The 12740-nt window shown below is 38.2% G+C and carries 11 protein-coding genes; 9 read left to right on the plus strand and 2 right to left on the minus strand.

The genetic code is table 11. From position 1 onward, the window contains the following. The first annotated feature begins 48 nt into the window (after positions 1–48). From ISU02_RS20555 to ISU02_RS20565, 3 genes are all read left to right on the plus strand, one after another. Positions 49–1467, plus strand: a complete 1419-nt coding sequence (locus ISU02_RS20555; protein WP_194703727.1) for a YfcC family protein — start codon at positions 49–51, stop codon at positions 1465–1467. A 356-nt stretch (positions 1468–1823) separates the two neighbouring features. Further along, on the plus strand, positions 1824–3212 hold the full coding sequence (locus ISU02_RS20560) for an N-acyl-D-amino-acid deacylase family protein (protein WP_194703728.1): 1389 nt from the start codon (positions 1824–1826) through the stop codon (positions 3210–3212). A 64-nt stretch (positions 3213–3276) separates the two neighbouring features. After that, complete coding sequence (locus tag ISU02_RS20565; RefSeq protein WP_228727906.1) at positions 3277–4458, plus strand: M20 family metallopeptidase; 1182 nt, start codon at positions 3277–3279, stop codon at positions 4456–4458. A 182-nt stretch (positions 4459–4640) separates the two neighbouring features. Here the strand turns inward: ISU02_RS20565 and ISU02_RS20570 are convergent, their stop codons facing one another. Both ISU02_RS20570 and ISU02_RS20575 read right to left on the minus strand, forming a co-directional pair. Next, positions 4641–5405, minus strand: coding sequence for a MerR family transcriptional regulator (locus ISU02_RS20570; RefSeq protein ID WP_194703729.1), 765 nt, complete (start codon positions 5403–5405; stop codon positions 4641–4643). 54 nt (positions 5406–5459) lie between these two features. Next, the gene (locus tag ISU02_RS20575; RefSeq protein ID WP_194703730.1) at positions 5460–6800 is read right to left on the minus strand and encodes a CapA family protein; all 1341 of its coding nucleotides are present in this window, start codon (positions 6798–6800) and stop codon (positions 5460–5462) included. 148 nt (positions 6801–6948) lie between these two features. On the opposite strand from ISU02_RS20575, the gene ispE reads away from it, so the two are divergent. The 6 genes from ispE to kdd all read left to right on the plus strand — a co-directional run bounded on the left by ispE (position 6949) and on the right by kdd (position 12496). Then, a complete protein-coding gene (gene ispE / locus ISU02_RS20580) occupies positions 6949–7815 on the plus strand; it encodes a 4-(cytidine 5'-diphospho)-2-C-methyl-D-erythritol kinase (RefSeq protein ID WP_194703731.1) in 867 nt (288 codons plus the stop codon). A 26-nt stretch (positions 7816–7841) separates the two neighbouring features. Beyond that, positions 7842–8516 (plus strand): GntR family transcriptional regulator, encoded by a 675-nt coding sequence (locus ISU02_RS20585; protein WP_194703732.1) that lies wholly within the window; start codon positions 7842–7844, stop codon positions 8514–8516. A 3-nt stretch (positions 8517–8519) separates the two neighbouring features. Then, a complete protein-coding gene (locus ISU02_RS20590; RefSeq protein WP_194703733.1) occupies positions 8520–8933 on the plus strand; it encodes a YwiB family protein in 414 nt (137 codons plus the stop codon). A gap of 16 nt (positions 8934–8949) precedes the next feature. Further along, on the plus strand, positions 8950–9666 hold the full coding sequence (locus ISU02_RS20595) for a GGDEF domain-containing protein (RefSeq protein WP_194703734.1): 717 nt from the start codon (positions 8950–8952) through the stop codon (positions 9664–9666). Between the two features lie 64 nt (positions 9667–9730). Beyond that, a complete protein-coding gene (locus ISU02_RS20600; RefSeq protein WP_194703735.1) occupies positions 9731–11188 on the plus strand; it encodes a sigma-54 interaction domain-containing protein in 1458 nt (485 codons plus the stop codon). Between the two features lie 270 nt (positions 11189–11458). Further along, positions 11459–12496, plus strand: a complete 1038-nt coding sequence (gene kdd / locus ISU02_RS20605) for an L-erythro-3,5-diaminohexanoate dehydrogenase (RefSeq protein ID WP_194703736.1) — start codon at positions 11459–11461, stop codon at positions 12494–12496. Positions 12497–12740: the final 244 nt, after the last annotated feature.

Genomic DNA, 12740 nt, shown 5'->3' on the forward strand with positions numbered 1-12740 from the left:
CACGTGAATTGGGGCATAAAAGAGTATATATTATTTAGGAGGGGCATTATGAGTAATGAATCGGCGAAGGCACCACGTGTTAAGATGAAAATACCACACACGTACGTTATTTTATTTTCTGTTATTATTATTATGGCTTTATTTACTTACTTAATTCCTGCAGGAGAGTTTGCTAGAATTGAAGATCCAAATACGGGGAAAATGGTGGTTGATCCCTCTTCTTATCACACGGTTGAACAGAATCCAATTGGATTTTTTGATCTTTTCCAGTCTATTCCCAAGGGGATGAGTGCAGCATCTAGTATTATTTTCTTCATATTTATTGTTGGCGGATCATTCCAAATCATCACGGGAACAGGTGCAATAGAAGCGGGCATTTCGAGAATAGCGGTTAAATTGCAGGGAAAAGATAAATTGATGATTCCCATCTTCCTTGCTATTTTCTCATTATTTGGTGCAACAATTGGCATGGCAGAGGAGGCAATTGTCTTCGTCCCTATTGGCATTGCACTTGCAAGAGCGTTAGGATATGATGCCATAGTGGGCACTGCAATGATTACTTTAGGTGCAGCTTGTGGTTTTACATCTGGATTTATGAATCCTTTTACAGTGGGCGTTGCTCAAGGCATTGCAGAATTGCCGTTATTTTCAGGCATTACATTTAGATTGGTCATTCTTGTGGTGATGTTGATTATCACAACCATCTACTTATTGAGATATGGCAGTAAAGTTAAGGCAGATCCAAGTTATAGTATTGTTCATGAACTTGAAAAGGAAGAAAAGCATAAAGTGATTGATCTTTCTGATATCCCTGCATTTGAAAATCAACATTATTTGGTATTATTGACTTTAATCGTGGGTTTTGGATTTATCATTTACGGCGTCTTCGAAAAGGGATGGTATATTACAGAAATTGCATCAGCATTTTTAGCAATGGGCATCATAGGCGGTTTGTTGGGTAAAATGGGCCCAAGCGCTATTTCTAAGGAATTTGTCGAAGGTGCTAAGGGCATCGTATTTGGTGCTTTAGTTGTTGGGATTGCTAGAGGCATTCTCGTTGTAATGCAGGATGGCGCCATTATAGATGCCATCATTAATGGTCTTGCATCCGGTATTCAAAGTTTGCCGAAAGCAGTTGCGGTATTGGGCATGTACATTGTTCAGGTTATTATCAATTTCTTTATTCCATCGGGTAGTGGTCAAGCAGCGGCAACGATGCCAATCATGGTACCGCTGTCAGATGTGTTAACGATTAACAGACAAGTTGCAGTTATGGCATATCAATTTGGCGATGGGTTTACAAACTCAATTATTCCGACCTCGGCGGCGCTTATGGGCGTGCTCTCTGTTGCCAAAATTTCTTATGAAAAATGGGTTAAATTTTTATGGCCTCTTATGCTCATATGGCTTGCAACGGGTGGAATTTTCTTGCTGATTGCGAATATGACTAACTATGGACCATTTTAGCAGGCTATGATTATTAGAGTGTTAAAAGTCAAAAGTTGAGCCATGATCTACCTTCCTGAGCACTTACAGAAAGTACGAGAGACAGGACACTCTAGATAACTTGTGCAAATCAGGCTTTTGACACTCTAATTGAAATTGAGAAAAGAGTGATTCAATGGAAGATCAACGAAATAAAATGGATTTGAGAACATTTTATGAGCCAGAAGGAGCATATGAACTGACGGTGCAACATTGTCCTATTATGGCGGCATTCCAACAGTGATCACAGGACTGAGCGAAACTCTAAGTTAAAAGTTTTTGGGTTTGAACTGTTGAAAAGAGATACAAATGTTGTATGGATATTTAGGAGGCATAAAATGACACTGAAAATTGTAAATGGTCGTATTCCTAACTTTAATACCATGACGCTTGATAAAAAGAATTTATGGATTCAAAATGGCAAGATTGTTTGGATTGGCGATGAGGGTGATGTGCATGAAACAAATGATATCCTTGAAGAAATAGATGCAAAAGGTAAAATTGTCTCCCCCGGTTTTATCGATATTCATATGCATGAAGAAACTTTTGAATCCAATAGTGTAAGCGGTTTACAAGAAGACGATTACTTTGCTTCTTACTATGAACTCAAGATGGGCGTTACAACTTGTGTTGCAGGTAACTGTGGTAATAACAGACAATCTGTTGCCGATTTTATAGAAAGAATTGAACGTGAAGGCGCGCCTGTGAATTATATGACTTTTTTGGGTCATAACTATTTGAGAAAAGCTGTAGGTATTTTGGACCCATACAGAGCGGCAAGTTCACTCGAAATAGAAAAAATGAAAGCTTTGATTGATGCGCATGTGAAGTATGGCATTATTGGTCTTTCATTTGGTATTGAGTACTCACCAGGGATTTCTTTTGATGAAATGAAAGCGTTGGCCAACGCTCTACCCGATAAGGCCTATTTGCTATCGGCACATTTTCGAAAAGATGCTGATGGCGCTGTGGATTCTATAGAAGAACTGATTGAATTATCAAGGGCAACAGGATGTCCTATGCAGATATCGCATATAGGTAGCTGTAGTGCCTATGGTACGATGAAAGAATCCTTGGAGCTCATTGAAAAGAGTAGAAATGAGGGCGTTGATGTCATGGCAGATTGCTATCCATATGATGCCTTTGCAACTTTCATCGGATCAGCGGTCTTTGACGAAGGTTGTTTTGAAAGATGGCAGAGTGACTATTCTGCAATTTTGTTAACGGAAGAACCTTATAAAAACAAAAGGTGTGATTCAACGCTTTTTTATGAGGTCAGAAAAACATATCCCAATATGATTGTGGCCGCTTTTGTAATGAATGAATCAGAAGTTATTAAGGCAATACAGGCCCCTTTTGTGCTTGTGGGCAGTGATTCTCTTTATAAAAGGGATCAAGGACATCCTCGAGGCGCAGGGACATTTCCGAGAGTCCTATCTAAATATGTAAGAGAGTGGGGCGCTTTAGATTTGGTAAATGCGCTCTGGAAAATGACTTTAGGTCCCGCAAAGCGCTTACATTTGAGCAACAAAGGCGCTATTGAAATGGGAAAGGATGCAGATTTAGTGATCTTTGATCCTGAGCACATAGAAGATTTGGCAAGTTTTTCAGAGCCCACATTGGCACCAAAAGGCATAGAATATGTTATTATTAAAGGTGAAATCGCAGTGAAAGAGGGTGTCGTTTTAAAGAGCAGGCTCGGCAAATATATGCCTTATAATAGATAGTCTCCAGTGTTTAATGAAGGGACTCAGTGACAGTAGTGTATTTTAAGAATAGAAAGAGGTTTATATGAAAACAGATTTACGCATGGAGCAAGTCAGAGAAAAATCAGAAAATTTAATGCCGGAACTCAAATTGCTGAGTCAAAGCATTTACGATGAACCAGAACTCGGCAATGAAGAATTCAAATCTGCTCAAAAACATATTTCGTTGCTAAAAAAATATGGCTTTCAAGTGACACAGCCATATTTAGAGGTCGAAACAGGATTTAAAGCGATCTATAAATCTCAAAAGGAGGGGCCCACAATTGCCTATCTTTGCGAATATGATGCCCTTCCAGGTATAGGACATGGTTGCGGCCATAATATTTTGGGGACCACGAGTACAGGCGCAGGTATTGTTCTAAAATCACTTATTGATGAAATTGGCGGGACTGTAATTGTCTTTGGGACGCCGGCAGAGGAAACAAGTGGTGCAAAAGTTAAATATGCAGATGAAGGGGCATTTGAGGATGTGGACATTGCGTTAGTGGCTCATCCAAATAGCCAGTACAATAGAAGTGGCAAATCGCTTGCAATGGAAGCCATTCAATTTGATTATCACGGTAAGACTTCACATGCGGCAGCAGCACCAGAAAAGGGAATAAATGCACTGGATGCGGTGATAAATACGTTTAATAACATCAATGCATTGAGACAACAAACTGCATCAGATGCAAGAATACACGGTGTTATTAAAGCAGGTGGCGAGGCTGCAAACATAATTCCAGAACATACTATGGCTCAGTTTTATGTAAGAGCGCAGACCAAGACGTATCTCAATGAATTGGTTAAAAAAGTAAAGGCCTGTGCAGAAGGCGCTTCGATGGCAGCTGGTACATCTCTTGAAATTTCAAATTATGAGTACAGCTATGATAATCTGGTTACAAATGAAACGCTATCACAGTTATTTGTAGATCAGTTAGACACTTTAGGGGTGGTAGGTGTGAGCGATGCACGGGATTCCTTTGGTTCACTGGATGCAGGGAATGTCAGCCATAAATGCCCAACGATACATCCTTATTTCGATATTGTGGGTGATCCATCTGTAGCGGCGCACACGCGTAAGTTTGCTGAAAGCACTTTAACGGATTACGCCTATGAGAACATGCAAATTGTAATTTGTGCTTTGGTGCTCACGGCTGTGAAGGTTATTGAAAACAAGGCGATTTTAGATCAAATAAAAGCTGAGTTTGATGCACAAGTGAAATAATAAACTAACGTGCAAATAGAAAATGAGAGCTAGAATAGTAACTCTTTGAGGGGCTCTGCAGCGTAGCGAGGATTTGCCCGAGAAAGAAGTTATTATTCTAGCTCTCATTATTTTAATAAGCATCTATTATAACAAGCATTCATTTTAATAAGCATTTAATTTAGCAAGGATTATAGCTTTTTTTACATACCTGTATAAATTCGAATAGCTTCCTTTAAAAATTCAGCAGTGCCTTCTTGCTCTTTATCATAATGAGCTTTAAAGCGTTGATCTGAAACATACATTTTGGAAAGCTCATAATGTGCTGCTTTGGTATACTGTCCCTCTGGCCAAAAGTGACAGAGCCATTGACGGTGTAAGTCAGCTGCATTTTGAGCTGTTCTACTGGATGGATCACCCTCCTTAAAAGCTCTTGCAAGCATTTGAGTAAATTCTTTTTCAAGAGCAATGATCTGGCTGTGCTCTTGAGCATTTCTGCTCAGGAATTTGTCGTTGCTTGCATCTATGATAGGATCACCATATTTTTCGCGTATTTCTCTACCATACTTAGATTCATTATCGGATACGATTTTTTGTTTAAAACCTTCAAATTTTTCTAAATCCGTCATATTAAGTCTCCCTTCTGAAAATGCAATACTTTTATCCACATTTTCAATTAAACGTTCAAGGTGTAATTTTTTTTCAAGGAGTCTTTCACGATGGGCTCTAAGAGCATCCGTAAAATCAAAGTCTTTAGCAGATAAAATACTTTTGATTTCATCAAGTGGTATGTCAAGTTCCTTATAAAAAAGAATTTGCTGAAGGCGATTGACTTCAGTGCTGCTGTAGATTCGATAACCTGATGCATTAATCCTTGCCGGCTTTAAGAGATCAATCTCATCATAGTATCTCAAAGTACGTGTACTGACCCCTGCCAATTTGGCAAGTTTAAGTATTGTGTATGCCATGTGTATCCCTCCTCAAAATTAGCTTACACCTTTCCGTAGCGAGAAGGTCAAGCACTATTTTGAAGTATAATCGAAGCATCGTGACATGGATTGATTATAGGAGGCCTTTATCAGCTCAAGCACATGCTCTGAAAGTGTGGGTGGTGGTTCGATATTTTTATTGGATGAAGTGCCTTCAAAGGTTAAATAGTCTATGGTAGGGAGCACCATGTATTTATTTTTTCCAGATTCAGAGTATTTGTAAACCCAAGTTGGGATGTGTTTCACTTCGCTTAAATGTGTTACCCCGTTTTGATCTTTTTCAAGTTTAATCGTGACCATAATGCCATCTTCTGTATATTTGGCATTCTTAATTGAGGTGAGCGTATGGCGACTTTGATTTGAAATAAAATTGCCCATGGAGTAGATAACATATTTATCTTCCCCATTGTATTTCACAATTTCGTTTTTTTGTATCACATGTGGGTGAGAGCCCAAAATAATATCAGCACCCCATAAGACGAGATTCTGAGCAAGGATCTGTTGCGCTTCATTGGGTTCAAGCTGGTATTCGTTGCCCCAGTGTATAAAGACGATTGAAGTATCTACACCGGCTTCATCCATTAGAGCCAGTTGATTCTGTACAAAATCGGGATCGTAATCAGATGAGATTAAATTCACGTTTTTATAAAGGGTTTCCGAATCGTATGCCTGTTCAAAACCGTTTAAACCATAAGTAATCGAAAGGATGCCCAGTTTAAAATTTTTTACTTCTTTAATCAAAAAGTGTTGGGATTCATCGGTGTTATTGAAAGTGCCGTTATGATCAAATCCCCTTTGATCCATCTGTTCAAGCGTTCTATGAACACCGTGAAGTTTTCGATCGAAAGCGTGATTGTTAGCGGTTGACAAAAAGTCAAAGCCCGCTTCATAGATACCATCTAGTGTTCTGTCAGGTGCGTTAAAAGCAGGATACCCCGAATAGGTATAGGCATCACCGGCAGTTGTCGTTTCAAAATTTGCAAGTGCATAATCTGCTGCCTGGACATAAGGTGCAATTTGTGAGAAGGACGGGAAAAAATCATATTCATTACGGGTAGCATCGTAAGCCGCAGTTATTTGAGGTGAATGAAACATGATATCTCCAGTTGCAAGTAAGAGTAGAGTATTCTCTTTTTCATGTAATGTCTCTAAAACAGGAAGAGAATCAAAGGATTGTATAAATCGCCTATCTTTCAGGCTTAAAATGGAGAGATCGTCATAGACATTTGAGGATTGAAATGTTGGCACTGACTCTAAATTTAAATCAGCAAAGGCAATTGAAAAAGAACTCCAGCCTATATGAGCTGTAAACAGAATGCCAATAAGTAAAATACAAAAAATTGATTTTTTGAAGCGAAAATGTCGTTTTTTCATAAGTCACCTCTCCCTTTTTTTGTGTGAAATCATGTACACTTAGAATTATAACATTAAAACTGTAGCCAAATGTGATAAAATGGACTATAATTAAATTGTATTTATTATGTATTTTGTATCCAAAATATTGACAAAAACAAGGAGTCACATGATCACTTTAAAAGCATATGCAAAAATTAATTTGACGTTGGATGTAGTTGGAAAGAGAGCAAATGGCTATCATGATGTGGAAATGATTATGCAGCAAGTGGATCTATATGATCTCGTAACGGTAAGTTTGATTGAAGACACTAATGAAATCAGATTGACTTGTTCTGATGAATTTTTGCCAACCGATCAAATGAATATAGCTTATCGTGCAGCTAGGCTCATGCAAGAAAAGAATAGCCTTAAATGCGGCTTTGAGATTCACATTGAGAAAAGAATACCGATTGCGGCCGGACTTGCTGGAGGCAGCACAGATGCAGCAGCTGTAATAAAAGCCATTAATCTGCTTTGTCACTTAGAGCTTTCGCTTGAAACCATGAAGGCCATTGGTTTTAATCTAGGTGCGGATGTGCCATTTTGTATCCAGGGGAATTGTGCAATAGCCAGAGGTCTTGGTGAGTTGCTTGAACCCATCAAAGGACTAGAGCATACTTTCATAGTGCTCATTAAGCCAAACTTTGGGGTTTCGACTAAAGAAATCTATCAAAATTTGGACTGGCATGCCATAGAAAAGCACCCTAAGACTTCTGAGATGGTCTCTGCACTTGCTGAAGAAAATCGATATCTTGTGAATCATCTATTGTGTAATGTTCTAGAAACTGTGACTTTTGAGCGTTATCCAAAAGTACATATGCTCAAACAATTTGTTAAGAGATATGGTCCAGATGGCATTCTTATGAGTGGAAGCGGTCCAACAATTTTTGCAATTTATAAAAACTATGATCGCGCAAAGCATGCTGTTAAAAGTTTGAAAAAGCATTTTCCACAAACTTATTTGGTTATGACACACAACGCTGAAAGTCTATGAAAAAGAATATACTTATGGAGGGGAATATGAGCGTAAATTTTGATAAGTTAGAAATTAGAAATTATAAGCCTTTAGGAGAAGTTGTTTTTGAATATTTGAGGAATGCAATCTTAAGTGGTGAATTGAAACCTGGTGAACGGTTAATGGAAGTTACCATTGCAGAACAGCTTGGGGTGAGTAGAACGCCTGTAAGAGAGGCAATAAGAAAGCTTGAAAAAGAGAGTTTTGTCATTATGATTCCTAGAAAAGGCGCATATGTTGCAGATTTAACCAAGAATGATATCCTTGAAGTGTTGGAGATTCGTAAAGAACTTGAAGGATTTGCCGCAGCATTAAGTGCTGAACGCATGAATGAAGTGGAAAAAGAGCAGCTTGGAAAAATTGTTGAAGATTTTAATGAGTGTTTAATAAGTATGGATAAAAAACGCATGATAGAATGTGACAACGAATTTCACTCATTTATCTTTAATGGCAGTAAAAATCAAAGATTAATCAATATCATTTTTGACTTACACGATCAGTTCCAAAGATTTAGATTGATTTATTTTAATGAATTTACGAACTATCAAGAAATTCAAGTGTCTCATAGTAAGATATATGATGCTATTCTGAACAAAAATCCAAAGGAAGCAAGAGAAGAAGCTGAAAACCATGTTGAAAGTATCCGAGAACTTGTCAATAGATGGATAACGGAAGTATAAAAGATGACAGAAATTTCAATTAAAGTCAGTAGTAAAATTACAAACAGTCGTGGAGAAACAGAAGAGATTACACTTTATGCAAATTCAAAGCTTCAAACCAAAGATGGCAACCGGTATCTGATATATGAAGAGTCTGAAATCACTGGTATGGAAGGCACGAGAACCGCGTTGAAGTATGACGGAACGCATCTTACGATTAAACGATTTGGCACTGTAAATAGTAATCTTAGAATTTCACCTGAAGCAACCCATGAAAACCATTATAGAACACCTTATGGCATTTTTACAATGATCACAAAAGGGAACTTGATAAGTTGGCAGGATACGCCGCTTGAAGTTGATATTGATTATGATCTTGAGATTGTTGGAAATGATGACAAGACACGTGTCATCATAGAAATTAGAGAAAATCAATAAGAAGGGACGCTTTCCCATGAATGATAATAAAAAGCAATTGGACCAGCAAACGCTGCTTATTATAAGATTGATTCTTGTGAGTTTGAGTGCAGCGATAGTGCCAACGCTTTTGGTGATGAGCATTGGGGCAACCACATTTTTACAACTCTATCTCATTGAATTTATTTTTACGATGACGATTACATCCATAGGTTTACAAAATTATCTTAAATTTAAAATGCGCACAAAAAATGAAGTCAAAGCCATGGTTAAGAATGAAAAAATCATCAATGGAGAATTGATTTTGATCAACAATGAGGAAAAACTAAAAAATGTTTTATCTCTTGAAATTGAGCGCATTCAAGCACTTAACAAAGAGTCTGCTGTCATCTTTTTTGATGTGGATGATTTGGGCGTAATCAATAAAAAGTACGGTTATGATTTTGGAGATATGGTCCTTGTTGAGCTTATAAAGCTCACGAAGACCCTGATTACCAATAAAGAGCAACTTGCGAGAATTAAAGGAGACACATTTGCACTCATATTACCGAATCAATCGGTTAAAGATGCCTACAAGTTGGCGGAACGTCTCAAAACAGCTGTTGAGAAGACGAGCTTTGGAGATGTGGGGCGCTTGACTTGCAGATTCGCTGTGGTATCTATATCTGATATTAGATCTGAAGATAAAATTTTAAATATAGCCTATGAAAAACTCATTTTAGCAAAAGAGTATGGAAAAGGTGTTATTGTATAACGCTTAAAATTCGGCAAAAAGCCCGAAATTCGGCGTTTTTTTCAAATTTAGATGAGGAGGCGACATGAGTACTTTTTTAACGGAAGCTCAAGCTAAATTTTTACTCAATTACATCAGTGATGGTATTCAGATCGTCAATAGCGATGGTATTTTAATTTATTGTAATAGGCAAGCAGCAATGCTCGATGACATCAACATTTCCGAGTCTATCGGTAAACATATCACAGAAGTCTATCCATCTCTGATTCATGAAGAATCCACACTTCTAGATGTTATTGAATCCAGGGAAATGATTTTAAATAGAGATCAAACTTATAGGACTTATAGAGGTAAACTGGTTACAACTATAAACTCAACATTGCCCATTTTGGATCGCGGTGAAATTAAGGGTGCTGTTGAGATATCCAAAAATATTACTGAGTATAAAGAGTTATCTGAGCGCTATTTAGACCTTCAAAGTCAAGTTAGAGAACATGATGGTGGATCAAGATCTTCAAAGGCCTCAAAACACTATTATAATTTTGAAGACATTATAACGGATAATGCGGAATTCAACCGTGTTAAAACCATTGCAATGAAAGCTGCTAGAACGGATATCCCAGTGCTTATTTACGGTGAGACCGGTACTGGTAAGGAGCTTTTAACTCAAGCAATTCACAATAGTAGTAAGCGCAGAAGTAAACATTTTATCGCTCAGAACTGTGCGGCATTACCCTCAACTTTGCTTGAAGGTATACTTTTTGGAACAACAAAAGGTGGATTTACAGGGGCTGTTGATCGACAAGGACTATTTGAACTCGCAGATGGCGGCACGCTGTTTCTGGACGAAATCAATTCCATGCCCGTTGAATTGCAAGCAAAGCTCTTGAGGGTTCTCCAAGATGGTAAACTCAGGAGAATTGGAGATTCCAAAGAAATATATGTAGATGTTAGAATTATTGCAGCTTGTAATATTGATCCGAACATTGCACTGGAAAAGGGTTTAATCCGACGGGACCTATATTATCGCCTAAACACCGTAACGCTTTGGATTCCAAAGCTTTCAGATCGAAAAGAAGATATTCCTCTCCTGACAAAGTATTTTATCAGCAAGTATAATAATAAACTCTATCGAAACATTCAAGGGGTTTCTAAAGAAGTGGAAAAACTCTTCCTAAATTATAATTGGGAAGGTAATGTTAGAGAGCTTGAACATGTGATTGAAGGTGCTATCAATTTTGTTGAAACCACAGAAATTGGCCTGATGGATTTGCCACCTAATTTGAGGCGATTCTCGAGTCTAAATGGTGTGCATTTGGATCACTCAAATGAACTGGAGCACTCCATTTTGTCGATGTTTGGCAGCGATAATCGTGAAATAAAAGACCTTAAATCCATTTTAGATGATATAGAAAAAGTGACCATTCAACACGCTCTCAGAAAGTGTGGCGGCAATGTGACGAAGGCGTCTAAGCAACTGGGAGTACCTCGACAGACCTTGCAGTACAAATTAAAAAAATATGATTTAGAAACAATAGAATGAAGTTGTTCATAAAATATTTCGCCCAATTTTGGGCGTTTTTTTTATTTAGACCTGTTCCACATTTGAAATTGCAGTTATAAAAGCGTGCAATTTGATGATTTTAAAAAGCTATGATATGATGACGACAGGGCAAGTATATAGCATTTTCAATATATCTAAGGAATGAGCGCTATCCAATTGATTTTTCGTGATAAGAATTTAACAGTTTGGCATAGCTCTTGCGTCTTCAATTAAAGGATTATTAAACTGTATTTAGGGGAGGCTCGTATAATGAAAAAAGGATCTAAATTCGGAACGCACAGAGTAATTGAACCAAAAGGGATTTTACCACAACCTGCTAAAGTTATTTCCAATGATATGCAAATTTTTGATAACGAGATTTTAATTGATGTTCAAACGCTAAATATCGATTCGGCATCATTTACACAAATAAAGGAACAAGCTGGTGGAGATGAAGCTAAAATCAAAGAAATCATGCTTGGTATTGTCAAATCATTTGGAAAACATAAGAATCCAGTGACCGGATCTGGTGGGATGCTCATAGGCACAGTCGCTGAAATAGGACCAGCGCTTGAAGGTAAAACAGATCTCAAAGTGGGCGATAAAATAGCGACACTTGTCTCGCTGTCATTGACACCACTTGTAATAGAAGAAATTCTCGAAATTCGAATCGATATAGATCAAGTGGATATAAAAGGTAAGGCAATCTTATTTGAAAGTGGCATCTATGCTAAGATCCCAACGGATATTCCTGAAAATTTAGCCTTATCTGTTCTCGATGTTGCTGGAGCTCCAGCTCAGACTGCTAAACTCGTAAAACCAGGTGATACGGTTCTCGTCATCGGTGGTGCTGGTAAATCGGGAATGCTTTGCCTATATGAAGCGAAAAAACGTGCAGGGGTCACAGGTAAAGTTATTTGTTTACAACATTCGGATAGCGCTAGAGATAGAATTATGGATGCTCATCTTGCAGATCACTATATTACGGCGGATGCAACAGATGCAGTTGATGTTTTGGGTAAAGTTGAAGCGGTGACAAACGGTGAAATGTGTGATATCGTCATCAATTGTGTAAATGTAGAAAATACCGAAATGTCATCTATTTTAGCAACTAAAGATGATGGTCTCGTGTATTTCTTTAGTATGGCAACAAGTTTTACAAAGGCTGCTCTTGGTGCTGAGGGTGTGGGCAAGGATGTTCAAATGATCGTTGGCAATGGCTACACCAAAGGTCACGCTGAAATCACGCTTCAGATTATGAGAGAAAGTGAGACGCTTAGAAAGATTTATGAAGACTTGTATGCGTAAGTAATTCTGCACGCTTTCGGGCAAGAAGTCCTCGGCGGTGCCTGCGGATTGCCCTGCATCGCACAGAATTACTAACGCATACGGCATGATGTTAAATTTTGCTTGTGCTTGGGATGAGGGGGACTTTTGGATGAACAAGACCTCGGCGGTGCCTGCGGATTGCACCTCTGAATCACTTCACATGTTCATGTACGAATAAGGGCATAAATTATCTGGCGCTTGAAATTGACGGCTAAATGATTAT

Source organism: Fusibacter ferrireducens (genome assembly GCF_015352425.1).
Lineage (GTDB): Bacteria > Bacillota > Clostridia > Peptostreptococcales > Acidaminobacteraceae > Fusibacter_A > Fusibacter_A ferrireducens.